Origin of the sequence: Kitasatospora papulosa (assembly GCF_000717245.1) — a bacterium.
Lineage (GTDB): Bacteria > Actinomycetota > Actinomycetes > Streptomycetales > Streptomycetaceae > Streptomyces > Streptomyces papulosus.
In genome coordinates, this window is record NZ_JNYQ01000021.1 from 23,216 (window position 1) to 47,299 (window position 24,084).

The 24,084-nt window shown below is 68.4% G+C and carries 17 protein-coding genes and 1 pseudogene; 8 read left to right on the plus strand and 10 right to left on the minus strand.

Annotation, left to right across the window (positions count from 1 at the left end):
- Window positions 1-84: 84 nt before the first annotated feature.
- The 6 genes from IA22_RS0131575 to IA22_RS0131600 all read right to left on the minus strand — a co-directional run bounded on the left by IA22_RS0131575 (window position 85) and on the right by IA22_RS0131600 (window position 8,879).
- Entirely contained in the window at window positions 85-2,244 is a 2,160-nt protein-coding gene (locus IA22_RS0131575) for an alpha-galactosidase (RefSeq protein ID WP_030125572.1), read from the minus strand.
- Window positions 2,244-4,304 (minus strand): beta-galactosidase, encoded by a 2,061-nt coding sequence (locus IA22_RS0131580; protein WP_030125573.1) that lies wholly within the window; start codon window positions 4,302-4,304, stop codon window positions 2,244-2,246. Before IA22_RS0131580 ends, IA22_RS0131575 begins: the two co-directional genes overlap by 1 nt.
- Window positions 4,301-5,197: a carbohydrate ABC transporter permease gene (locus IA22_RS0131585; RefSeq protein ID WP_030125574.1), complete on the minus strand. Its 897-nt coding sequence runs from the start codon at window positions 5,195-5,197 to the stop codon at window positions 4,301-4,303. Before IA22_RS0131585 ends, IA22_RS0131580 begins: the two co-directional genes overlap by 4 nt.
- Window positions 5,194-6,120, minus strand: coding sequence for a carbohydrate ABC transporter permease (locus tag IA22_RS0131590; RefSeq protein ID WP_014152217.1), 927 nt, complete (start codon window positions 6,118-6,120; stop codon window positions 5,194-5,196). Before IA22_RS0131590 ends, IA22_RS0131585 begins: the two co-directional genes overlap by 4 nt.
- A 64-nt stretch (window positions 6,121-6,184) precedes the next feature.
- The gene (locus tag IA22_RS0131595; RefSeq protein WP_030125575.1) at window positions 6,185-7,552 is read right to left on the minus strand and encodes an ABC transporter substrate-binding protein; all 1,368 of its coding nucleotides are present in this window, start codon (window positions 7,550-7,552) and stop codon (window positions 6,185-6,187) included.
- Window positions 7,553-7,892: 340 nt separating this feature from the next.
- Entirely contained in the window at window positions 7,893-8,879 is a 987-nt protein-coding gene (locus tag IA22_RS0131600) for a LacI family DNA-binding transcriptional regulator (RefSeq protein ID WP_014152215.1), read from the minus strand.
- 281 nt (window positions 8,880-9,160) lie between these two features.
- Here IA22_RS0131600 and IA22_RS0131605 point away from each other — a divergent pair, with 281 nt between their 5' ends.
- The 5 genes and pseudogenes from IA22_RS0131605 to IA22_RS34430 form a co-directional block, all read left to right on the plus strand.
- Entirely contained in the window at window positions 9,161-9,787 is a 627-nt protein-coding gene (locus tag IA22_RS0131605) for a DUF6461 domain-containing protein (RefSeq protein WP_030125576.1), read from the plus strand.
- A 222-nt stretch (window positions 9,788-10,009) separates the two neighbouring features.
- The gene (locus IA22_RS0131610) at window positions 10,010-10,810 is read left to right on the plus strand and encodes a maleylpyruvate isomerase family mycothiol-dependent enzyme (RefSeq protein WP_030125577.1); all 801 of its coding nucleotides are present in this window, start codon (window positions 10,010-10,012) and stop codon (window positions 10,808-10,810) included.
- Window positions 10,811-10,983: 173 nt separating this feature from the next.
- Window positions 10,984-11,121 carry a hypothetical protein gene (locus IA22_RS36880; protein ID WP_157840946.1) on the plus strand — a complete coding sequence of 46 codons (138 nt, stop codon included), beginning with the start codon at window positions 10,984-10,986 and terminating at the stop codon, window positions 11,119-11,121.
- The gene (locus IA22_RS0131620) at window positions 11,118-11,537 is read left to right on the plus strand and encodes a hypothetical protein (protein ID WP_030125578.1); all 420 of its coding nucleotides are present in this window, start codon (window positions 11,118-11,120) and stop codon (window positions 11,535-11,537) included. Before IA22_RS36880 ends, IA22_RS0131620 begins: the two co-directional genes overlap by 4 nt.
- Before the next feature lie 29 nt (window positions 11,538-11,566).
- Window positions 11,567-11,945, plus strand: a pseudogene (locus tag IA22_RS34430) (transposase family protein); the annotation flags it as partial.
- A gap of 72 nt (window positions 11,946-12,017) precedes the next feature.
- Here the strand turns inward: IA22_RS34430 and IA22_RS0131630 are convergent.
- On the minus strand, window positions 12,018-12,869 hold the full coding sequence (locus tag IA22_RS0131630; protein WP_030125579.1) for a hypothetical protein: 852 nt from the start codon (window positions 12,867-12,869) through the stop codon (window positions 12,018-12,020).
- A gap of 713 nt (window positions 12,870-13,582) precedes the next feature.
- Here IA22_RS0131630 and IA22_RS0131635 point away from each other — a divergent pair.
- Complete coding sequence (locus IA22_RS0131635; protein ID WP_030125580.1) at window positions 13,583-14,152, plus strand: SMI1/KNR4 family protein; 570 nt, start codon at window positions 13,583-13,585, stop codon at window positions 14,150-14,152.
- Window positions 14,153-14,355: 203 nt separating this feature from the next.
- Here the strand turns inward: IA22_RS0131635 and IA22_RS0131640 are convergent, their stop codons facing one another.
- Both IA22_RS0131640 and IA22_RS0131645 read right to left on the minus strand, forming a co-directional pair.
- The gene (locus IA22_RS0131640; protein ID WP_030125581.1) at window positions 14,356-18,819 is read right to left on the minus strand and encodes a golvesin C-terminal-like domain-containing protein; all 4,464 of its coding nucleotides are present in this window, start codon (window positions 18,817-18,819) and stop codon (window positions 14,356-14,358) included.
- A gap of 64 nt (window positions 18,820-18,883) precedes the next feature.
- Window positions 18,884-19,768: a hypothetical protein gene (locus IA22_RS0131645; RefSeq protein WP_030125582.1), complete on the minus strand. Its 885-nt coding sequence runs from the start codon at window positions 19,766-19,768 to the stop codon at window positions 18,884-18,886.
- Between the two features lie 1,624 nt (window positions 19,769-21,392).
- On the opposite strand from IA22_RS0131645, the gene IA22_RS38365 reads away from it, so the two are divergent.
- Window positions 21,393-21,986: an oxygenase MpaB family protein gene (locus IA22_RS38365; RefSeq protein ID WP_413251898.1), complete on the plus strand. Its 594-nt coding sequence runs from the start codon at window positions 21,393-21,395 to the stop codon at window positions 21,984-21,986.
- A 47-nt stretch (window positions 21,987-22,033) separates the two neighbouring features.
- On the opposite strand, the gene IA22_RS0131650 is transcribed toward IA22_RS38365, so the two are convergent.
- A complete protein-coding gene (locus IA22_RS0131650; RefSeq protein ID WP_030125583.1) occupies window positions 22,034-22,456 on the minus strand; it encodes a secondary thiamine-phosphate synthase enzyme YjbQ in 423 nt (140 codons plus the stop codon).
- An 85-nt stretch (window positions 22,457-22,541) separates the two neighbouring features.
- Here IA22_RS0131650 and IA22_RS0131655 point away from each other — a divergent pair, with 85 nt between their 5' ends.
- A complete protein-coding gene (locus IA22_RS0131655) occupies window positions 22,542-23,624 on the plus strand; it encodes an NAD(P)-binding domain-containing protein (RefSeq protein ID WP_030125584.1) in 1,083 nt (360 codons plus the stop codon).
- Window positions 23,625-24,084: the final 460 nt, after the last annotated feature.

Here is a 24,084-nt window from a genome sequence, read left to right on the forward strand (position 1 = left end):
GCCATGAGCCGGGTATGCCGGGGCAGGGCTGCCGGTCGCAGACCGACTGCCTGCTCCATGGTGGAACTGCCGCTGTCCGCGATGTCACCCTTCCCGGCGCAGCGTCAGCATCCTGCTCGCGTAACCGCCCCGCGGGAGCTGAGCCGACAGTCCGTGCGCCATCAGCGCGGCACCGCTGCGCACGGTGCCCGCACGCGTGATCTCGCTGTCGTCGTCGACGCGGTACACGGCCTCGGGAACAAGGCCGCGCAGCCGCAGGCGGGGCAACGCCGCGCGTTCCTCGGGCCCTGCCCGCCACTGGAAGACCACGGACTCGTCGCCGTCGCGCGCCACGTACTGCACGGCGTGGGAACTGTCCGCCGGGGAGCCCAGCCTGTACTGCCGGCCGGTCTGGACGGTGGACCGCACCGTCTTGTACAGGGCTACGTACGCCGCCGTCTCGTCCAGTTCCGCCTCCGGCCAGCGCGTCAGGTCGCCGCCGATACCGAGCGCCCCGGCCATCGCGCTGTGCAGGCGGAAGCGGAGGGGCACGGTCCGCAGGGTGATCGGGTTCGGGCTGTCCGTCACCCAGGCGCCCATCACCTGCGCGGGATAGAGCTGCGAGAAGCCGTACTGGATGCCCAGCCGGTCGACCGCGTCCGTGTTGTCCGACGTCCACGCCTGATCGGTGCGGGCCAGGCTCGCCAGGTCGACGCGTCCGCCGCCGCCCGAGCAGGTCTCGATCCGCAGCGCCGGCCGCGCGGCCCGCAGCCGGTCCATGACCTCGTGCGCCCCGAGGGCGTGCCCGACGAACACCCTGCGTCCGTCGGGGTGGCGACCGGCGGAACCCGCCTCCGTGAACGACCGGTTGAAGTCCCACTTGAGGAAGTCCACAGCGAACGCGTCGACGGTGCGCAGCAGCCAGGTGAGCGCCCAGTCCGTCACCTCGGGCCGCGAGAAGTCGAGCACCAGCTGGTTGCGCAGGGTGTGGGCGGTGCGGTCGGGCAGGTGCAGCACCCACTCCGGGTGCGCGCGGAACAGATCGCTGTCGGGATTGACCATCTCCGGCTCCACCCACAGCCCGAACCGCATGCCCAGCCCGTGGACGTGGTCGGCGAGCGGGCGCAGCCCGTCGGGGAAGGCGCCCGGCCGAGGGGTCCAGTCGCCGAGACCCGCGCGGTCGCTGTCGCGGGCCCCGAACCATCCGTCGTCGACCACGAACAGCTCGGCCCCGACGCGCGCGGCCAGGTCCGCCAGTTCCCGCTGCCCGTCGAAGGTGACGTCGAAGGCCGTCGCCTCCCAGGAGTTGTAGAGCACGGGGCGTGGTTCGTCGGGGGCGGGCAGCACGTATCGCCGTACGTAGGAGTGGTACGCCCGGGACGCTCCGCCGAACCCCCCTGGCGCGTACAGGCCGGTGCTCACGGGAGTGGTCCAGCTCGCGCCGGGCGCGAGGGTGATCTCCACGCCCTCGTGACCGCTGCCGCCCAGCACCCCGCACCGGCCCTCCGCGGACCGCACCGCCGTCATCCGCCAGCTTCCCGCGGTGGCGAGGGCGACCGTCCAGACCTCGCCCGTCTCCTCGGTGGCGTCCCCGGCGTCGAGGGCGAGCCAGGGGTTGCTCTGGTGACCCGTGTGACCACGCCGGCTGCTGACCGTCGTCTCGCCTACGGCGAGCGGGGTCCGCCGCAGCTGGAACTCGCCCGCCCACTGCCCGTGCACGGAACTCATCCGGTACGCGGGCAGGACCGGCAGATTCCACTGGGCGGCCGAATGCCGTACGAGCGAGAGCGCCGGCTCCTCGCCGGGCTCCGCCGGCCCGGGGCCCGTGTGCCGGAACACGGTCCAGCGTTCGATCACCGGGCAGTCCTGCCGGACGCGGTAGTGCAGCGTCCACGCGAGCGGGCGGCCGTGGTCGCGGAGCCTGACGGACAGCTCCGAGCTGTCGCCGTCCCGCCGGACGTCGTAGCCGTCCACGACGGGCTCGACCGCGCTGGTCCCGTCCCCGTACCGCACATCGAGTGCGGGCGGGGCGAACCGCACCTGTCCGTCGACCGCCAGTTCCTCCGTGCCGTCCAGGGGGCTGCGGAAACTGTCCGTAGCGGGGTCCGGCTCCAGCAGCGAGCGGGCGTCGTCGAGGGAGAGGGAGGCCCCCCAGTGGAGCGTGCGCACGGTCCCGGTCGCCGTGTCGACCCGCAGGACGTAGCTGGTGTCGGAGGCGCGGAGCAGCACGGTCCCCGACGGGCGGTCGATCTCGATGTGGGGCATCAGCGGTCTTCCTCGCGGTGTGGACGGGCGGGTTGCTCTGCGGTGCCGCCTTCCCGCAGGACGACGACATCTCCTGCCGGGACGACCACGGGCCCCGGCGGCACCGAGCCGTCGAGTCGTGTACGGCCGTCGAGAGGCACGCTCACATCCTCACCCGTGTGGTTGATGAGGAAGAGGTACGAGCGGTCGTCAGCCGCTCGGCGTACCGCTTCGACCCCGGCGGGTACGGACGCCGCGGGGGCCGCTCCGGCTTCCCGGCACACGGCGTCGATAAGGTCGCGCAGGGCGGGCGCCGGCAGCGTGGCGGCCGCGTACCAGCCGGCGCCGTCACCGTAGGAGTTCCGGGTCACCGCGGGACCGCCGGGGACGGGGCCGCCGTCGGGGCCGTCCGCGAACCGCAGCCGGACGGTGCAGCCGCGCGACTCGACACGCTCGGTCCACAGCCGTGCGCGGGAGCCGTCGGACAGCAGCACCGACTCGTCCTCCCGCAGGGGGATGTACTCGTCGACGACGAGGCCCAGGAGGTCGCGGAACGCGCCGGGGTGGGCCCCGGGGTGCATCCGGTCGTAGGCGTCCACGGCGCCGCTGAACGGGCCGAACACGGCGTGACCGCCGCCGCGCACGTAGGTGTGCAGTGCCTCGGCGTCCGCGGCGGAGACCAGATAGAGGCTGGGGGCGACGACGGCCGCGTAGGACGTCAGATCGGCGTCGGGTGCCACGAGGTCGCAGGTGACGCCGAGGTCCCACAGCGCCACGTACCACTGCCGGACCGTGTCCAGATAGCGCAGGCGCTCGGAGGGGCGGGCCTCCAGCTCCAGTGCCCACCAGGCATGCCAGTCGAAGAGCAGCGCCACGCTCGCCCGCACCCGGGTGCCCCGGACCTCGGCCAGGCCGGCGATCTCCGCGCCGAGGCCGGTGACCTCGCCCCAGGTGCGGGCCGCCGTGCCGCCGTGCGGAAGCATCGCGGAGTGCCACTTCTCCGCTCCGGCACGGGACTGCCGCCACTGGAAGAACATGATGCCGTCGGCGCCGCGCGCCAGGTGGGTGAGGCTGTTGCGGCGCATCTCGCCCGGGCCCTTGGGAACGTTGACGGGCTGCCAGTTGACCGCGGAGGTGGAGTGCTCCATCAGCAGCCAGGGGCGGCCGCCGGCCATGCCGCGGGCGAGGTCGGCGTTGAGCGCCAGATCGATGTGGTTGGAGGGGTCCGCGGCGACGAGGTAGTGGTCGATGGAGACGATGTCGGAGTGCCGGGCGAAGGAGTGCCCGTCCACCTTCTTCTCCAGTGTGCCGAGGAGGTTGGTCGTGACCGGGATGCCGGGCGCCAGCTCCCGCAGCAGAGCGGTTTCCGCACGGTGCCGGGCGAGCAGGGCGTCGGAGGAGAAACGGCGGTAGTCCAGCTCCTGGCCCGGGTTACGGAAGGCGGTGGTCTCGCGCGGCGGGTCGATCTCCTCCCAGTCGCCGTACCGCTGGCCCCAGAAGTCGGTGCCCCAGAGCTCGTTGAGCTCGTCGAGGGTCCCGTACCGGTCGCGCAGCCAGGTGCGGAAGGCGGCGGCGCTGGCGTCGCAGTAGCAGAGGGCGTTGTGATTGCCCCACTCGTTGTGGACGTGCCACATGACGACGGCCGGGTGGCAGGCGTACCGGGTCGCCAGCGCGGTGACGACGGCGTCGGCTGCGCGGGCATAGTCCGGGCTGCTGGGGCAGAACGCCTGCCGGCTGCCGTGGGTGAGCCGGGTGCCCGAGGCGGTCCGGGGCAGCGAGGTCGGGTGGGCCTTGCTGAACCACGGCGGGGGAGCGGCGGTGGGGGTGGCGAGGTCGACCGCGATGCCGTGGGTGTGCAACAGGTCGAGGACCGTGTCGAGGAGGGTCCAGTCGTACGTGCCGGGGCGGGGTTCGAACCGGGACCAGGAGAACACCCCGACGGTGACGAGGTTGACGCCGGCCTCGCGCATGAGGCGTACGTCCTCGTGCCACACGTCCTGCGGCCACTGCTCCGGGTTGTAGTCGCCCCCGTAGGCGATCCCGCCGAGACGTTCCGCGAGCGCGTTCCAGGGGTCGGTCATGACTTCACCGCACCGGCGGCGAGACCCGCGCGCCAGTAGCGCTGGAGCAGCAGGAAGGTGATCACGATGGGGACGACGGAGACGAGCGCGCCGACCAGGGTCAGCGTCTGGAGCTCCGGTGCCCGGCTGGTCTGCGACTGCCAGGTGAACAGGCCCAGGGTGACGGGGTACAGCCGCTCGTCCTGGAGCATGATCAGCGGGAGCAGGAAGTTGTTCCAGATGACGACGAACTGGAAGAGGAGGACCGTCACCAGCGCCGGCGACATCATGCGCAGGGCGATGCTCCGGAAGATCGTCCACTCCCCGGCCCCGTCGATACGGGCCGCCTCGACGACCTCCCCGGGTATGGAGGCCGCGGCGAAGATACGGGACAGATAGACCCCGAACGGGCTGACGATGCTGGGCAGGAACACCGACCAGAACGTGTTGGTGGCGTCCACCTCCGCGAACAGCAGGAACAGCGGCAGCGCGAGCGCGGTGGCGGGGACCAGGACTCCGCCGAGAATGACCGAGAAGACCGCCTCCCGCCCCTTGAACTCGTAGACGGCCAGGGCGTATCCGGCCATGGCGGCGAGCAGTGTGCCGACCGCCGCCCCGGCGCCGGCGTACGCCAGGCTGTTGACGAGCCAGCGCACGTACACGCCGTCCTGCTGGGTGAGGAGCGCGCTGAGGTTGTCGCCCAGATGCCACTCGGCGGGGAGCAGACCGGGCGTGTCGACGAGGTCGCTCTGGCTCTTGGTCGCCGAGACGAGCAGCCAGTAGACGGGCAGCAGCATGTAACCGGCGACCAGGACCATGAACACGAACACCGGCACGGTCGACAGGCGCGGCGCGCGGCGAGGGCGTACCGGCGAGGGGGCGTGCGCGCCCTCGGTACGGGTGAGGAGGGTCATCCCTGCCTCCTGGCAGTGAAACGGAGGAACAGGAAGGACAGCGCGAAGGTGGCCACGGCGAGCAGCACCGACAGCGCGGCGGCCTCGCTGTAGTGGTCGCCCGCCGCGAGCGAGTACGCGGCCAGATTCGGCGTGTACGTGCTGGTGACGCTGGTCGAGATGGCGCGGAAGACCTGCGGTTCGGTGAACAGCTGGAACGTGCCGATGAGCGAGAACACCCCGGTCAGCACGAGGGCCGGCCGGATGACCGGCACCTTGATACGCAGGGCGATCGTCCACGGCCCGGCCCCGTCCACCCGCGCGGCCTCGCTGAGATCGGCGGGCACGGCCTGCAGCGCCGCGTACATGATCAGCATGTTGTAGCCGGTGTACGTCCAGGTGACGACGTTCCCGATCGACCAGAGGATGGCGTCGGGGCCGAGAAGATCGACGTCGAGGTGCACCGAGCGGAGCACGTCGACAACGGGGGACAGACGCGGGTCGTAGAGGAACGCCCACATCAGCGCGGCGACGACGCCGGGAATGCCGTACGGCACGAAGTACACCAGCCGGAAGAACCGCTTGAGGCGGGCGACCGCCGAGTCGAGCAGCAGGGCCAGGGTGAGGGCGAGCGCGATCATCACGGGGATCTGCACCAGCGCGAAGAGCGCCACGCGGAGCAGGCTTTCCATGAAGAACGGCTCGGACATGACGTCGGCGTACTGCTGGAACCCGGCGAAGACCGTCTCGGTGCGGCCGAAGGTGCCACCCGTGCGCTCGGTCTTGTGCAGGCTCTGCCAGAAGGCGTAGCCGACGGGGACGAGGGTGAACAGTACGAACGGGATCAGGAAGGGGGCGAGGAACGCGAGCGGAGCGGTGTGACGGCGGCGGGGCGCCGCCGTCACCGGGGTCCGGCTGCTCGCCACTGTGCGGGTGGGCGTCACGGGTGACCTTCGGGTTGGGCCGTACCGGCGGAGCGGGGTGGCGGCAAGGAGAGCGGCGGCAGGGTCAGTCGGTGACCTTGAGGGACTGCTTGCGCAGCGAATCCGCGCTCTGGGCGTCCGTGTCCTTCAGTACGTCCCCGAGGGTGCTCCCGCCTCCGGTGGCCTTCGCGGTGCCGTCGCTGAGGAAGCGGTAGGTGTCGGTCATGGTCGGCCCCCAGGTGAACTCGGTGTCTACGTCGGCCGATGCCTCCGCGAAGACGTCGAAGATCTCCTGCTTGCCGTAGAAGTCGACGGGCTGCTGGAGGGCCGGCATCGTCAGCCCGTCCTTCGCCGCCGGGTAGAGACCGCCCTCGCGGTTGAGGATCTCCAGCGCCTTCGCGTCGGAGTTCAGCCACAGCGCGAACTTCGCGGCTTCGGCCGGGTGCTTGCTGCCGGCCAGGACCGCGGTGGTCGAACCGCCCCAGTTGCCCGCCTGCTTCCGGCCCTTCTCCCACTGCGGCATCGGGGCGACGGCCCACTTGCCCGCAGTCGACTTCGCGTTGTCGCGGATGGTGCTGTAACCCCAGGCGGCACTGATCCAGGTGACGACCTCGTCGTCGTTCCACGCCTTGTACAGCGCGGGGGAGAAGCCCTGGAGGTCGGTGGCGACGAGCTTCTCGTCGATGAGCTTCTGCCAGTAGTCGGCCACCTGGCGGCTCTCGGGCCGGTCGACGCTCACCTTCCAGTTCTCGCCGTCGCGCTCGAACATGGTGGCCTTGTTCTGCCACAGCAGTCCGGTGAACCAGTTCGGGTCGGTCTGCGAGAAGTGGGTGATGTACTGCCCCTTCTTCGCCGCCTTGATCTTCCGGGCGTCGGCGGCGTACTCCTCCCAGGTCGTGGGCGCGGTCAGACCGAGCTTGTCGAAGATGTCCTTGCGGTAGAACAGGGCCATCGGACCGGTGTCCTGAGGCACCGCCCAGACACCGTCCTTGCCGTCGGCCCCGAAGTCGACCTGGGACCAGGTCCAGTCGACGAACTTCGGCTCGGCTTCCGTGACACCGGCACACTTCGCGATGTCAGCCAGCCCGCCCTTGAGCCGGAAGCTGGCCAGCGAGTCGTACTCGATCTGGCCGAGGTCGGGAGCCTTGTCGGCCTTCAGCGCGTTCGACAGGTTCTGGTACGTGCCCGCGTTTCCGGACGGCGTGGTCTTGAGCGTGACCTGGATGTCGGGGTTCTCGCCGTTCCAGACGTCGACGGCCTTCTGCATGCCGGGCACCCAGGACCAGTAGTCGAGCGTGACCTTTCCCGAGGACGGCTCACAGGCTGCGCCCGCAGCCGAGCCGGACCCGTCCTCGGAGCCGCCACCACCGCAGGCGGTCAGCGCCGTGAGGGTGAGAGCCATGCCACCGATCAGGCCACGCCTGACGATCGAAACGCGCTTGTGAACTGCCATGAGGGTGCTCCCTGAGCCGAGGGACGTGACGCCCGAGTGAGGCGAACGCGTCACCTTCACAACAGGGGTCAACAGAAGTCAACAGTTCTGGCGAACTTCGGTGCGTAAAGCGACCGTTCCGTGATGTGACGGGAGGTGGCCGAGGCGAGAGAAATGCGGCTCTGACCTGCATGTATGGACGATCTTCCGTGGCGCGTCACGTGTTCGCATCGGGAGACGTAATCGATTACGCATCAGGCGGTGCGCAGCGGCGCCACTTCTTCGTGTCGCCATCCGGAGCCGGAGGGGAATCGGAGCACCGCGACCACCGCCCGAGCCCGGGCGGCACACGGCTCACGGCTCACGGTCCTGTTCGGACGGTTCCGCGCGAGATGAACTCCGCCTTGACGTGCACGGTCCTTCTCACGGACCGACCGTCGAGGCGCTCGATGAGGAGCCGCGCCGCGGCCTTTCCCACGTCGGCGGCCGGGTATCTGACCGTCGTGAGCCGAGGACGAACCAGCGACGCGAACGAGGCGTCGTCGTGGCCGATCAAGGCCACGTCACCCGGGATGTCGATGCCCAGTTCCTCCGCCTTGTCCATCGCGCCGATCGCCACGACGTCGTTCGCGCAGAAGACGGCGTCGGGGCGGGGTCTGATGCGCATGAGGCGCTCGAAACCCACCGCTCCGGCCTCCCGGGTGTGCTCACCGCGCACGACCAGCCGACCTGGCAGCGCGGTCCCGAACTGGGCGGCCAGGGACCGCAGCAGATTGAGCCGAGGATCGCCGCCGGTCGCGTCCCGCGGGCCGGCGACCATGGCGATGTGTCGCCGGCCGGCCTCCGTCACCTCGGTCAGCGCCGCGCGTATGGCGGCCCGCGCGTCCGGCGTCACCAGGTCGTTGTCCCCGAAGGGAAGGTCAGCGCTGACGACCGCGGGAATGCCCGCCTCGGACAGGACGAGGAAGTCCTTCGCCACCAGCCGGAACGGCGTGATCACGACCCCCGCGAACCTCTGCTGGACGGCCTCCCGCAGGAACGCGCGTTCCTCCTCCCGGTCGGCCTTCGTGTCGCAGACCATGACGTGCAGGCCGAGAACACGCAGTTCCTCCTGCAGGGAGGCTGCCAACTGAGCGAAGAAGGGATTGGAGAGATCAGGCACGACCAATGCCACGATGCTCGAACGCCCGGTGCGCAGACTTCGCGCCACCGTGTTCACGCTGAAGCCCAGATCGGCGATCGCCTTCTCGACCACGCGCCTGGTGTGCTCGGCGACCGGCCGCTTCCCCGAGATGACGTAGGAGACGGTTGCGGAGGACACTCCGGCCGCCTGGGCAACATCTGCCATGGTGACCCGACCTAGCAACGCACACGCTCCCTCCGTACGGCTCGTCACCCTACTTCACGCCATGGTGGGGAGGGGGCCGGCGATGGTGCGGACAGGTGCGAGCGCTGTACGCGGCACGGCGCGACGCCGTACAGACCTCTTCAGTTCGTAAGTCCATGTCCGTTTCCGGTGCTTCCTGGCTGACGGCGTGATCACTTGGCGCTGCTCGGCCGGGTCGCCTTGTCAGTGCCGCTGCATAGGGTGCACCCGACGATCACTTGCTTCTGGGGAGGGGCGAAGACGTGCGCGACGGGATTCGGTGGCTGGTCGATCTGGAGCACTGGATGTCCAGCGTGGTGTTCGCACGCAAGATATCCGCGCAGGAGCTGGCGGTGCGCATGGGAGGCGATCGGGACGCCGCGACCGAGCCGATCACCGACGCCGAAGCCTGGGGCCTCGGTGAGTGGTACCGACCAGGCGAGGACGGTGACGGTGTCGTACGCGTCGGAGAGCAGGAGGGCTGGGCGTTCGCTCTGGAGTACGGGGACTCTACCGGCGGAGACCGTTTGGCAGAGATCTCCCAAAAGGGCATCGAGGCTGTCCACTACGTGCCGATGCAAGAGCACCCGCCGGCCACAGTTTTCTATGCTCGGGACGGCGTGGAAGTGTGTGGCTTCGGGCTGCGCGAGGAAGTATGGCGCTGGGGCCGGGAGCCTGACCTCCTGCTTCCTGACCTCATCAGCGGGCACGTGCTGCAGCCCGATGGGAAGACGCGCGGCGCCCCCGAAACCGAGCACTACACGGATGCCTACCGGCGCACCCTCGGCGTCATCGAGCAGCGCTTCGGGCTCTCGCTCTCCCCGGCCTACCTGAAGGAAGCCCGCCTGCCGGCGTATGCAGTTCGCGGCACACCGGACATGCATGTCTGAGCGATCGCAACCGTCGCCAACCCATATCTGCTCACCCGCCAACTCGGCAGCGAACTCGGAGGCGCCGTGCTGAACGGCCTGTCCTGGCCGTCCATCACGGGCCGGAAGCCGGGCGACAACGCCGTCGCCGCGGTGGGAGACGAGGACGTCCGCAGTGGCGAGCCGACGGCGACGGTGAAAAGCGCTGTCCCATCACCGGAGCACGGTGGTAGAACAACCGGCGTGGAAAAGAATCTTGACTTCCCCGACCTGTTGCGACTGATCGATGAACGGTCGACCGCCTTCCGCGCCGTGGTCGCCGCCGCGCCCGACCTCGACGCGCAGGTGCCGACCTGTCCTGGGTGGACGCTGTTCGATCTGGTGAAGCACCTGGGCGGGGGAGACCGCTTCTGGGCCGCCATCGTCGGGGCGGGGTCCGCCGACGCACCCCCGGCCGAAGCCGTCGCCGCGCGCGCGGCGACGGAGGTGCCGCGGGAGCGCGAGGCCCTGATCGCCTGGCTGGACGCGTCGACGCAGCTTCTGCTGGGGGCCCTGCGCGCGGCGGGACCGGAGAGCGGTTGCTGGACGTGGTGGCCCGCGTCGCAGTCACCGCAGACCGCTGGCGGCACCGCCCGGCACCGGGTCCAGGAGACCGCGGTGCACACCTACGACGCCCAGCTTGCCGGGGGCGTCCCGCAGCCGCTGCCGGTAGAGCTGGCACTCGACGGTGTGGAGGAGTTCCTGTTCACCGTGTGCGCAACGCCGAGTGCCTGGCCGCACAAGCCGACGGCCTTCGACTTCCACTCCGCCGAGGGCCGCTCCTGGCGCCTCACCGTCGACGGCGACGGCGCACGTATCACCCGTATCCCCGCGCCCGCCGCCGCGACCGGCGAGGACTCGGACGTAGCCGGCGCCTCTGTCCATGGCACGGCCAGTGAGCTGGTCCTCTACCTGTACGACCGGATCCAGGCCGACTCCTTGCACGTGGACGGAGACGTGGGGCTTCTCGACCTGCTCCGTGCCTGGGAGCCGGAGGAGAAGTAGCACGTAGCGTGGGCGGTTGGCCGCCTCTCAAGCCGGTAGCACACGACTCTTCGCCACATCCCTGCGGGCAATGACAAGGTCACCGATGCACTCGGCCGGCGCTACCAGGACGTCGCGCCCTTCAAGGCTGCGGCAGCCGTTCAGATCGATCATCCCTCGTTTCCCGTGGACCAATGAAGGCAAGCCCTACATGCTCACCCGTCGGGTTCGGAACCGCGATCGCCTGCTCCAAGGCAGAGGACCGCGAGATTCTCTGCACCGACATCAAGCCGGCCGAGGACGCACTGCCCGGCCTGGTGAAGAAGCGGTGACCCGCGCACTGCGCTGCGCCGGGATCACATTTGCCGCCCTGGCTACGCTCACTGCGTGCGGCGGGCGTCCGGAACCCTGCCCAGCGCTCGATCTCATCCCGCGGGTCGGCGTGTCCTGGCGGGCCGAATCCCTGCCCTACGACGCGGCCACCACGTACCGGTTGTGCGCCGCACAAGTCTGCACGACGGGTGCATTGCAGGCGTACGGCGACCAGGCGCATGTCTCGCTGGATCTTCCGGAGAGCTTTGACGACCGGACACCGCAGGTGACACTTCGGCTGTCGGACGATTCGGGCACGCCGGTCCTGAACGCCGCACGAACAGTCACTCTGCAACAGGCGGAAGACGGCTGTGAACAGGCCCTGACCGGGACGTTGCAACTCACCGCGGACGGTGAGTTGAAGGACGTGCGCTGAACCATGCCGGGCGGGGACCGAGGGCGAGGACGGCACACCACCAGGTCGTCATCGACGCCCACATCCGCATGGTCGGCGTCGGCCGGCCGCGCACCGGGAACCGAAACGACTGCAAGGCGTGGGAGGAATCCGGCGCCACGGCCGCAGCCGGCAGGACCCTGACGATCGCCGACGGCGGCCCCGCGGGCACCGGTCGTGTCATCCCGCACCGCCGCAAGCGCGGCCAGAGCCAACTCCCGGACCGGAAGGAGGAGCACAACACGTTCCACAAGCAGGTCCGGCCCCGGGTCGAGCACGCCTTTGCGCACATGAAGACGTGGGAGATCGTTCGTGACTGCCGCCTGGGGGCGACGACTCCACCACGCCGTGCCCGGCCTCGCCCGCACGCTTAACCTCACCCTCGCCGGATTGGCGAGGGTGGCCGTGCCGCCGACCTGCCCCGCCCGAGGCGACCCACGGATTCTTCAGGGGACAGCCCTATCAGTCACCGGCCGGGGCGGTCAGTGTCCAGGCCCGGCCGGATTCGGCGGGCCTCCAGTGGTCGGTGTATTCGGCGTCGTCGTCGATGGGCCCTGAGACACGGAACACCGGGTGGACGACATCGGGGTCCTCGTTCACCTGGAGCGACTGTTTCTTCCCCTTGCCGTCGATGTAGTCCACCCGAAGTTGGTACTCGACGTACTCCTTGCTCAGGAGCTTCGACTCCACGGCCATGACGAAGCCGTCGCCCGGTTCGAGCACCTGCGACTTCCCGGTGAAGTAGGGCTTGCCCTCCTGGGTGAACCTGGGGTTCCGCTCGCCGAGGTCCAGCTCCGCCGGGATCGTGTCCTCGGCCACGCCTCCCAGCGGTTCGATCATCGTGGCGTCGAGCGCCGGGGTACGCCGCGTGATCACGGGGACGATGTCCACCACGGTGACGGGTGAGGACGATGTGTTGGTCACGGACAGCTTGTAGGCGGTCTTGATCAGGGAGACCGCGCCGGCCTTCCGGAACAGACGGCCCAGCGCCGCCTGATCGTACGGTCCCGTCAGCACCGCACGGTCCGCTTCGCTGACCCGTTGCCCCGAGACCAGGAACGCGCTGCTTTCCCCGGGCAGGACCGCCACGGCGACGGCCGACGAGGCCTTCGACACCGGCCGGGCCGTCGCGGCGGGCTTGTCCTCACCGAACAGGGTGTCGGCGACCAGCCCTTGCAGCGACGAGCCCAGGCCGGTGATGAGGCTGACGACGACGGCGGACACCCCGGTCAGGACCGCGGCCATGAGGACCGTGCGGGCCGAGGTCCTCTGGACCTCCGGCTCGGAAAAGACCGGCCGACGACGCTCCGACACCCTCCGAAGGTGTTCCCGCCCGCCCGTGCGCCTCACCATGCTGCCCCCGCCCGCGTCGCTATGGGTGCGCGAAGAGCACATGCGCACCCCACGACCGGCGATCAGCCGATCCCCACCCGCGACCGGCCGATGGTCGCGACGTCGTCAAGTGGTGCCCCCGCACAATGACTTGTCGATCCTAGTCCTGGATCGGACCGACGGGCCATCGGTTACCGTGCGGACCGTGACTGGACCGCAACGGTCAACGGACTTGGAATCGCGGCGTCGCCTGAGCGCTCTCACCCGAGCGCCTGGCACCCCGCCCCGCCCCGCCCAGAGCTACGCCGCCGCGTACGTGTACGCCCGCCCCGCCCCTGCCACTCCACCCAGTGCGCCTGGTCGAGCAGCCGTCCCGCATCCAGGTGACCGGCGGCCCGTGCCCCTCACCGGGCCCTTAAGTCGGCCCTGCCTGCCTCCTGGTCCGTCTCCAGGGCCGCGACGGCTTTCCGTGTCCGCTCCCGTACGCGCGGCCGGAAAGCGCCAGGTGGGGGCGAGACGGTGCAGGTGGGTCGCGCGGAGTACCATCCCTGCGAGGTCTGCCGGTCGGCGCTCGCCCACAGATGGCTTTTCCACCCACGGGCTTCGGGACTTCAGCGACCGGCACCGACGCTTCGAGCGGTCTCACCCGCGGTGGCGCAGTCGCGGGGACATCCGAGCAGGGAGGGCAGAGGAGAATGACTGTCGAGGAGAGCTGGTCCCGGGTGATGGGGCTGCTTGAGCAGCATGCCCCCGGTGATCACGCGGATCTTCCCGGGCCGGCTACGGAGAACATGCTCGTGGCCGCCGAGGAGCGCATGGGCGTCGTCCTCCCGCAGGACCTGCGGGCGTGGCTGCTGCAGAACAATCTGGATCTTCCTGAGGAAGACGTGGACGAGGACGTCGAATGCTCTGGCTACGCCGGATTCCCGGACGAGGGCAGCTTCTTCCTGGGTATCCGATCCATCGAGAGCCTCTACACGAACCGCTCCAGGCCGGGTGGGTTCGACCCGCCGGACCAGCCGGACAATCCGTTCTGGCGTAATGAGTGGATCCCCTTCCTGTCCGACCAGGACGGCTGGGCCGGGAAGTTCATCGACACGCGGGACGGGCGGATCGGCAGGTGGTTCGTCGGGGAGATCACCGTCACGGGTGAGTACGAATCACTGGCCCAGTATTTCGACTCCCTGGCAGAGATGCTGACGAAGATCGCCGACGGAGACCACCCGGTCTGCAAGGTCGACGAAGGGCGACTCCTCTGGTTGTGACGTGAGGCACCCCGGTCGGTCGTCGGGGCACTTCACCCTGAGCGTCCCGGCGTCGCCGGAGCATCACCCAGGAGGTCATGACGCAGTCGTGCGGGAGGCGCGTCCTTGGCACGTCGCCGCCGCCGCGAGGGTTCGGGAGACAGAACAGGAATGCCCCCCACGGTCAGCCGTGGGGGGCATTCTCACTTCAGTTCACTTCGCTGCTACGGCGTCGGTGCGGTGAATCCGTCGAGGTCCAGCCAGTAGTCGTCGTCCTCCATCAGACGCTCATTGCTGATGAAGGTCCCGAAGGGCTGCATCGACTGGGTGTTGACCCAGTTCGACATCGACGACCGGCCGCAGGGCTCCTTCCAGGTGGGTGCCGGTGCGTCCGGGCGCAGATTCAGGCTCATACTGTCATCGGGATTGCGCCTGAGATAGGTCTGCACGCATTCTGCGCCGCTGTACGAGACGGGGTTGGGGCCGTTGACGTTTCCGCCGCTCTGCAGGGAGTTGGCGAACGTGAACTCGTCGCAGCTCTTCTTGTCGGTGATCGGCTTTCCTGCGTCCGCGGACCACATGTCGCTGAACAGGCCGGTGTCCTTGTACGTCTTCCACCGTCGCTCACAGATGAGCTGCCGGTTGCGGGCCTGCTGCGTCTTGGTGGGGTCGTCGGTCGCCATCTTGTTACCGAGGTAGGTGAGCGGCTTGCCCCCGTTGTGATTGCCCCAGTTGATTTTGGTCTTCCGCCACATCAGGTCGATGTGGGCGGCGGCGCCTGGGAACTTCTTGGAGTTCATCACATAGGTCGGCGTGTAACCGGGGAACACGCAGCCGGTTCCGGCATTTGTGATCGAGTTGTCGCAGCGAATGTCCAGCTTCGACTTTTCGACTTCGGTCGGAACGGGCATCGGAACGCCGTTGCCCGACCCCCCGAAGGTCCAGTAGGGAGTGATCACGTTCTTCGTGGTGCCGGCGCTCGGTGTCCACTTGAACCGGGTGGTGATGGTCCTGACCACGGTGTCACCCTTGGCGAACACCTTGGAACCCGACCAGTTGACGCTCGTGACGGTGCAGTATCCGCGGCACTTGGCCTGGTAGTCCATGGTGACCGTGTTCAGCGCGCCTGTCATCGACTTCAACACCATCGTCGTGACCTGAGAGAATTCATCACTCCGGGCATCGAGATAGATGGTGTTGTAGTAGTCGAAATATGACCTGCCCGATGGTGCGCCGTCCGTGAAGAATGTGGTCGTCACCTCGTCGTGAATGCATGCATTGGTGCGCTTGCGGGTGATCGAAACCGACACGATGGAGCACGATGCGCTGCTTCTGGCTGCCTTCGGGGTGGGCGAGGCGGCCCCGGAGGAAAGCAGGGCCACTCCGGGATAGAAGTCCTCGGCGATCTCGTCACCGGGCTCGACCGGAGCCGGGTCAGGGGCAGTCAGGTCGACCGTCATGTTGCCGGTCATCTTCTGGCCGTTGTACGTACCGGGGACGAACGCCACCGCGTCGAAGGCGATGTCGGCCGAACCGTCGCCGCCGTTGAAGTTGTCGAGCCGAACCTCGGGGGCTTGGTCACCGAAGTCGTAGGCACCCAGGTCGACCCATTTGTTGGACTCGTTGGCGGTCTGCGAGACACTCACCTCCTCCTCGCCGTCGACGGTCTGTATGCGGTAGACCGCATTGCTCGTCTGGGCGCCGTGGTCCGGAACGTGCGCGAAGACCTTGGCCTGACGCGTGGTGTTGGTGAGCGGCGCGTTCAGCTTCCACGCGCCGGTGACCTTCATCCTGTTCGCGTTGGCCGGGTAGGACTCGGGGGACCGGGTGTGGGCGAACCAGAAGTGATTGCCGTATCCCGCACCGATCTGGTGTGTGTCGATCTTGCCCGGATAGGTCGTGACGGTGGTCGGGTTGTCCGTGTCGTCGTCCGTGAGGTCCATCTTGGTGTCCCACGGGACGAACGTGAAGTTGAACGTGCCGCTGGATTTCACCGCGCCGCATCCGCGAGCGGTGTCGACTCCCGCCGGTGTGACGCCGTCGGGCAGATCATCGACCACCAGGGCGTTGGTGGGCAGGGATCCGATGGAACAGTTCGGCGGGTAGGAACCTGCGTCGGCCTGCTCACCGTAGGAGGTGCTGAAACGGTGCACCCCGTTGCCGCACTCGGCGAGTCGCTCGCAGTCCTTCCACTGCTCCTTGGTGATCTCCTCGTGCCACCAGCAGTGCAGCCAGTGCGGATTGGTGTCGCTGTTGCCCGCGTCGAGCGAGCAGGCACCCATGCCAGGATCGTTGGAGTCGTTGTCGCCGATCTTGGAGGAGACGCAGCTGTTCGACGAGTCGCAGAACAGATCGACAGGAGGCTTGGCGTTGGCTCGGTCCCCATTGGTGGTCCACCACGCGGGACGGTAGCCCGCCTGGAAGTCACCCGGGGCGAACATCGCCGATATCGGGCGGGCTGCCCAGCCGATCACCTTCTCCTGGTACGGCCAGTCCTGCGGATGCGCGGCATGGCTGTAGTCGTCCCCGGCGTTGTTGGTGGCACTCTGCAGGAACGGAACCCGGTTGGCCTTCCACAACGGGTTCGCCGGGTTGTTCGTCCAGCCGACGCCCCAGTGACCCGCCGAGTCGACGGAATCGTAGAAGCCGGAGTTGTAGGCCCACAGGGCGAAGAACCAGTTCTCGATCCACTTCGGGTGGCCGCCGTTGATTTTCATGCCGGCGCTGTAGGTCTGATTCCACTTCTCGGACAGGATCCGCACGCCGGCCGCGACGTTGGCCGTGTAGTCGAGGGCAACGGCCTCCTGCGCGAGCGTGGACAACGCGGTCTCGCCCGGCTTGGTCTTGCCTGCGAGACGCATGCCGTCGGTCGCCTGGGTGATGCCGTAGCCACAGTCGGCGTCAGCCCAGTTGATCTTCCAGGGGTCGAGCTGCTCGCCGTCGGGAGCGTAGTCGACGCCGTAGTAGTTGCCGATCAGGGAGTTGGATGTGACGCCGGGTACGGCGAAACGGGTCGCCTGCCACATGTTGGACTCCTGCGCGGTGATGCCGAGCATCACCTGCGCGGGAATGTGCCACTTGTCGGTGACATCGGGGTCCTCGTTGTCGAGGGTGCCGTTGGGATCACCGGCGAGTACGGTGGCGGGGAACAGGCCCTGGGGCTGATAACCGCCCGTGCCGGTGTTCTTCCAGTTGCTCGAACGGTAGAAGTTCAGTTCGCCGACGACGGCCTGATTCACCGCCCACTCGACCTGGCGGGGTGTGGGCTGGAACGCCTGCTTCTTCGCGTCGTTGCGGGCTACCGCACAGTAGCGTTCCCCGGTGCCCTCGCTGGGGCTGTCGGACTGTGCGGTGAGCGCCTGGGTGCGGAAGCTCTGCGTGGAGATGCCCTCGCCGGCCTTGTCCTCACCGGCCTGGCCCGTCGCTTCCGACCCGTAAGGACCGGAGGCGAGCGGGCCGCCGCCGGGCAGAGCGGGGGAGAGCGCGTGGCCCTCAGTCACCTTGCTGACACGGTTGACGCCGGGACGCAGGTCGAGCGTCACCGACGTGCCCGAGTCCAGCATGCGCAGAGTGGTGCGAGCCGGGCGGGGCTTGGCCGCGTCCTCCGGGTTGACCAAGGTGGTCTTCCCGTCGGACCACGTGGTGGTCAGCGCGGCCTGGGCGTTGCTGGAGATGGCCGCGCCCGTGGGGAGCTTGCCGGGGTTGTGTATGCGTGCGGGCAGTGTCTTGGACGTGGCATTCCCGGTCACGAAGACCTCGCCGCGCGCCGAACGGGTCAGATCCCAGGCGTTCAGCCGGCCGGTGGCCACCGTGACGGGTTCCGCCTCCTTGCCCCGCGCGACCGCGGTGGGGGCCAGGTGCTCGGCCCAGCTGGTCGGCGTCCTGGAGGCGTCCTTGTCGAGCTCGCGGTCGATGTAGGTGATGCCGCCCTCGGCATCGGCGGTGATCTGAAAGGGCACCGCCCTCGTGGTGGCCAGGGGCTTCTCGGTCCTGCCGTTGATCCGCACCACCTTGTTGCCGTGTGCGGCAACGATCCCTTCGGCCGTGGGGATCGCGGAGGTGACCTGCCCGGCGAGCGTGACCGGCTGCCGCTGCTTGCCGGTCGCAGCGTCGACGGATATGAGGCGGGTCTGCTGCTTTTCGTCGCCGTCGTGCGTGAGCTGTGTGAACACGGCCTGATCACCCTGGCCGCAGCCGGGCGAGAAGTAGGCCAGCGACGACTGGAACGGCAGCTTGGTCACCTTGCCCGATTCCAGGTCCACCACCGCCGTGAAGGCGCCGCGAACCATGAGTTCCGGCTTGTTGGTGAACATGCGCGGGGCGTACGAGACGGCTGCGTACCTGCCGGACCCGGTCACACAGTGGTTGCCGATCCATGTGTCCGAGGCGAAGCCGTCCTCGAACAGGCTGGCGACGGTTCGAAGCTGGTAGCCGTCCTCCTCCTTACCCGCGAGCACGTGGAAGCCGGTCCCGTCGCCGCTCGTGGTGACCGCGGTGTCGGAGGACTTCTCGTAGTCCTCGCCGAGTATTCGGACTCGGTCCTTCACCGGGATCGCGGACGGCTCCGGAGAGAACTTCTCCTGGCTGCGGGTGGCATCACTCCACCCCTGCGCCGCGTCTGCCGGCGGTTTCGGTTCCTCGGCCTGCGCGGGCAGACCCAGCGGTATCGCCAGTGCCGTGGCCACCATGAGGGTGACCGGCGTGCGCAGACGGATACGTCTCTTTCTCAACTTTCTCTTCTCCTCGGGTTACCTACTTGACAGCCTTGGCGGCTGTGAGGACGTCCCTCGTGCGCGTCTTGACGACGTCGAGCTGGTCCTTGTTCTCCTTGATCAGCCGCTTCTGGACCGCCGACTCCTCCTTGAACCAGACCTCGATCAGGCGGGTCTGCTCCTTGCAGTCGATGTCGTCCAGTGCGAGCGCGATCGAGTCCTGGGTGTCGGTCTCGACGAGGCCCTGTTCCATGGCCCGGTACGGATCGGAGGCCTTCCGGCCCTTGTCCTTCATGCACGCCGACCACCTCTTGACGGCCTGCTCGACCGACTTGTGGGGGCGGGTCTCGGAAAGGCCTGTCGACGCGAGCTGAGTGACGAAGCCCGCATCGGACTCATTCAGCTCGAGCTGTCGCTTCGACCACCCGGCACAGCCGTCCTTGTGCAGCTTCCTGCCCTTGTACTCGGCACGAGCAGGCTTGGTGTTCTCGCCCACCCCGGAGTAGCCGACGTCGCTGCCGGCGGGAGCCTCGACCGGTTCCGGCCTGGTGTGCCCGGTGAGAACCTCGACCTGGATTCCTGGCAGGTCGGGAGTCTGCTGCGCGGTGTACTTCTGCTGCTCGGGCGAAAGCAGGTAGCCGTACTTCTCCGCCTCGGCGCGATCGGTGATGCCGTATCGACGCTCGATGTTCATACTGTTGCTGCTCGCCGGCGGATGCACGCCCGGGCGCGGCAGATTGACGGTGAATCCGTACGTGGACATGCACTCCGTCTGGAGATCGCGAAGAGCGGAGTCGATGACGACCTGATCCGAGTACGGGACCATGTAGCTTTCGAGCGGCAGTGCCAGACCCTTGGTCAGGCCGGAGTCGGGAACATCCTTCGGCCACCTGCTCTTGTCGACGTGTGCCTCCCCGGTGGTCATGCCAGGAGACGACGGTCCGGACGGTGAACATGAACCGAGGGTCAGTGCTGCAAGCGTGGCGGCCGCGGCAGCAGACGCCTTCCTGAGGACGTGCACAAGTTCTCTCTCTAGGTGAAGTGATGGAACGCGGACATACGCGCATATCTGCTTCCGCTCGACCCGGCTGCTTTCCTCCGGGGTGAGTGGCCTGAAGTCCGGACCAGCCTCTTGGGCGACGGTCTTCCAGGGGATCGAGCGGCAGCTCCGGACCAATGAGGAGTCGGTGAAGGTCGGCAGCGGGCGCCGGCTCGGACGATGTCCTCGAGGAAGGCCGCCAACCACCGACGGGCCGCAAGCCCGCTGCGCTGCGCGACGGCCCCCGCCATCGCCCCGGATCCTGCGAGCGAATGTGCCGCCGTACCCACCACGTCGGCGGCTACGGAACGCCGACCGCTCGACAGCGCCGCTCTGCACGGAAGCAGTGGTGGAGGCTGGGCCGGGAACATCGGGACGTTCTCCACGGACGACCGCTGCTGCGGCTCTGCCCGCGCCGACGGGCTCCGCGAATGCTCCGTCGGACGGCGGCGTGACGCCGGCCGACCGGTCCAAGCCGTGGCGGGAGACGTCCTTCGCCCGTCTATGCGGCGATCGACGATCGCCTCTGCCCTCCAGGAGGCCGCCGGGGCACCTGCTGGAGGGCACTTCAAAGCTGGTTTCCAACTTCAACTCTGCTAAGACGCAAGAGGTGTTGCTCTCACGGCCACCGGGCTGCGGAGCGATGTGTACTCCAGCGGCCGTGATGCCTACCTTCCGGGCGTACCGCTCCTTCAGGTGGTCCAAGACCTGCAGTCGGTCCAAGACCCGTGAAGGTCCTTGAGGGTTCCACTTGTTCGGCGAAGAGGTCTTGCGGACGCAAGTGACCGTCATCGGCGCCGTGGCCAGGGCTCCCAGGGTGCGGTCCTCGTAGTCAGCCGACCGCGGCCGGATGGCCGATGGTGCCCACACGACGCTTCCCCCCGTCCTGCCTCGGCGCTGATGTCGAGTCTCGATGCGTACGTCCAACTGGGCGCGCTGTCCTGGATGGAGAAGCCTGCAGGCACGGTGGACGGGACGCGTGCGGGCCGTACGCGACGAGTGACCGGAGCCCCTGGACACGCGCCCAGTTGGCCCCTTCCGCCGTTCCCCCCCCGCCTGGCCCAGATCCCCCCGTGTCAACGCAGCTTCCCCGTGCGCGCGTCATTCGGAAGCCGAAAGCAGAGTGCGCAATGGAGACCGTCTGCGTGCCCTGGCCATCGACTTGGGCATTAGATCATCAACGCTTCTTCGCGAAGTGGGCATTCCGTGACCTAGTCGACTGTCACGAATTAATCTCTTTCTCACTTGCGAGATCGAGTTCGTGTGCCGTATGTGCGGATGGTGGGCGGGTGAATCTTTCGTCGGAACTCGGTTATAAACGGGCCCAACTGACCGACGGTCCGGGGAGTGGGGCGTTCGTGAATGAGGCGGCGATCTCGAGGGATCTGCGAGGGGGGATGCCCCGATCGCTGCGGCGACGGAGACGGTGACGGTGACGGCGGCAGGCGATGGACGTGGGGCGAGATCAGCGTCTGTGGCGGAGACGAGGTCCGCGTGCTCCCGGTGCGCCGTGTGCGCGGAGACAGCGCCATTTCGTCGGCGGACTGTCGGCCCTGCTTCTGCAGTCTCCCCACCCCGAGGCCATAGTCGCGGTGTCCGCCCATCCGGGCTCCGGGGCGACCTCAGGGGGCAGCTCCAGCGCACCAGCACCTTCCTCACAACCACGATGCGCGGCACAGCCGACAGCGCGTGGTCAGCCCGTGAGCGAGTCAGAGCTGGGCATGTCCGGAACCACGGTGTGACCGACGAGGGCGTGCCCTACCGGCTGACGCCCCCTTGCGCTCACCGAGTACCTCCTAGCGGTCGTCGGTGTCACGACGAGGCTCCCCTTCTTTCCCGTGGGCCTCCTCGACGACGGCCCACGTTCATCCCGCCCATCCGATCGCTGAGCCGACCGCCCCGACCGATCAGCTGGGAACGCGACTCGTGTCTGGACGGTGACGTCATCCAGCCGCCGCGCGGTCGGCCAGGACGTGGTACGTCGGCCGACCGGCGTGCGAGGGGAAGCTACGACGCTCTGGCGGCAAAGGCTGGCCCAGCATCGGTTCCGGGGGTGTGGCGGTCATGGTGCGATGACGATGCGGCAAAGCCTGGCCGGACATGAGTCGACACGGCCCGTCGGACTTGGCGGGCGCCCCAGGACGATCTTGATCAGCCCAGGAAACTCAGCCGCACCTGCCGGTCCCTGTTGTCGACGTTGGTGTCCACAAGACAGACCGATTGCCACGTCCCGAGTTCCAGCCTCCCCCTGATCACCGGCAAGGTGGCGTGCGGCGGGACCAGGGCGGGGAGTACGTGGTCGCGCCCGTGGCCCGGCGTGCCGTGGCGGTGACGCCAGCGGTCGTCGGCGGGGAGCAGGGTCTGCAGGGCGGTGAGGAGGTCGTCGTCACTACCGGCCCCGGTCTCCAGGATGGCGATTCCGGCCGTCGCGTGGGGTACGAAGATGTTGAGCAGGCCGTCCCTGTCGTGGGAGGCGCGGGCGAGGAACTGCGTGCAGTCGTCGGTCAGGTCCAGGACCGTCTCGGTCCGTCCTGTGGTGACGTTCAGTACGTGCGTGGTGAAGGTATCGGGCATGACTCTATTGTGTCGTCGGCCCGTGCTGTCGGCCCGGTGGATAGGGCCCGGGAAGATTCGGAGCCTTTCACGGGTTGGTAGAACAGTGAACTATTCCAGGACGCGCGAGCTCGACGTGGTGGTCATCGGTGCCGGGCAGGCGGGGCTGTCCGCCGCCTACCATCTGCGGCGCATCGGGCTCCTGCCCGGCGAGAACTTCGTGGTCCTGGACCACGCGCCCCGGCCGGGTGGAGCCTGGCAGTTCCGGTGGCCCTCGCTCACGTACGGCAAGGTGCACGGTATGCACTCCCTGCCCGGTATGGAGCTGACGGGCGCTGACGACGACCGCCCCTCCTCCGAGGTGATCGGTGCGTACTTCGAGGCGTACGAGCGCCGCTTCGACCTCCAGGTGCACCGTCCCGTAGAGGTGAGCGCCGTGCGCGAGGGCCAAGAGGGCAGGCTGCTCGTCGAGACCTCCGAGGGCACCTACGCCTCCCGCGCGCTGATCAGCGCCACCGGCACCTGGGACCGGCCGTTCTGGCCCCGCTATCCGGGCCAGGAGACCTTCAAGGGCCGGCAACTGCACACGGCTGACTACCCCGGGCCCGAGGAGTTCGCCGGCCTGAAGGTGGTGGTGGTCGGCGGGGGCGCATCGGGCACTCAGCACTTGATGGAGATCGCCGAGGTGGCGGCGGAGACGTACTGGGTGACACGGCGTCCTCCGGTGTTCCGCGAGGGACCGTTCGGCATGGAGCAGGGACGCGCCGCCGTGGCCATGGTGGAGGAGCGGGTACGCCGTGGACTCCCGCCACAGAGCGTGGTGAGTGTGACCGGACTGCCACTCAACGACGCCGTCCGGCGCGCCCGCGAACAGGGGGTACTCGACCGGCTCCCGATGTTCGAGCGGATCACCCCGGGCGGGGTGGCCTGGGCCGACGGCCGGTCGGTGGAGGCCGACGTGATCCTGTGGGCGACCGGCTTCCGGGCCGCCGTCGACCACCTGGCGCCACTGCGACTCCGCGAGCCCGGCGGGGGCATACGCGTCGAGGACACGAGGGCCGTACGCGACGGGCGCGTGCACCTCGTCGGCTACGGACCGTCCGCCAGCACCATCGGAGCCAACCGTGCCGGACGGGCGGCCGCGCGTTCGGTGAGCCGGCTGCTGGAATCGCACGGCGTGCCGGCCTGACCGGCAGCCGGGTCCAGCGACCCAGGCAACAGAGCCGGGCGGCCCACGTGCTTGGCCGCCCGGCCGAGCAGCACCAGGTACCACCGCATCACCGGAACACGGGAGCGGATGCTCGCCCGAAGATGTCCGCGTTCCAACTTTTGGTTGCCCGTCCCCCTTCCGGCGGCTGATGCTTACTGAGGGCGTACGGGCGGCTATAGAACGTTACGGCGCATGTCTCACAGATGCACCACGCAGCAGGTTTATCGATCACGAGCGTTGTTGACACGAGGGCCTTGATCAAAGGCGAAGACCTCAGGTGTGGTGGAGCCGTCTAGGAGGGGACACCGCCGGCAGCAGCCGGGGCAGCGGCAAAGCCCATCGTGAGCAGGGCGTGGCAGCTCGCCGGCGTACCTCCGTTTCACGCACCGAGTACCCACAAGACCGCTGTACCCCATGTGATGAACTGTGTTCCGGTTTC

Coding starts and splice junctions, on each gene's coding strand:
- IA22_RS0131575 (WP_030125572.1), bottom strand. CDS start 2,244: ATGCCCCACATCGAGATCGACCGCCCGTCGGGGACCGTGCTGCTCCGC.
- IA22_RS0131580 (WP_030125573.1), bottom strand. CDS start 4,304: ATGACCGACCCCTGGAACGCGCTCGCGGAACGTCTCGGCGGGATCGCC.
- IA22_RS0131585 (WP_030125574.1), bottom strand. CDS start 5,197: ATGACCCTCCTCACCCGTACCGAGGGCGCGCACGCCCCCTCGCCGGTA.
- IA22_RS0131595 (WP_030125575.1), bottom strand. CDS start 7,552: ATGGCAGTTCACAAGCGCGTTTCGATCGTCAGGCGTGGCCTGATCGGT.
- IA22_RS0131600 (WP_014152215.1), bottom strand. CDS start 8,879: ATGGCAGATGTTGCCCAGGCGGCCGGAGTGTCCTCCGCAACCGTCTCC.
- IA22_RS36880 (WP_157840946.1), top strand. CDS start 10,984: ATGAAGGCAAGCCCTACATGCTCACCCGTCGGGTTCGGAACCGCGATC.
- IA22_RS0131635 (WP_030125580.1), top strand. CDS start 13,583: ATGACTGTCGAGGAGAGCTGGTCCCGGGTGATGGGGCTGCTTGAGCAG.
- IA22_RS0131640 (WP_030125581.1), bottom strand. CDS start 18,819: ATGGTGGCCACGGCACTGGCGATACCGCTGGGTCTGCCCGCGCAGGCC.
- IA22_RS0131645 (WP_030125582.1), bottom strand. CDS start 19,768: ATGACCACCGGGGAGGCACACGTCGACAAGAGCAGGTGGCCGAAGGAT.
- IA22_RS0131650 (WP_030125583.1), bottom strand. CDS start 22,456: ATGCCCGATACCTTCACCACGCACGTACTGAACGTCACCACAGGACGG.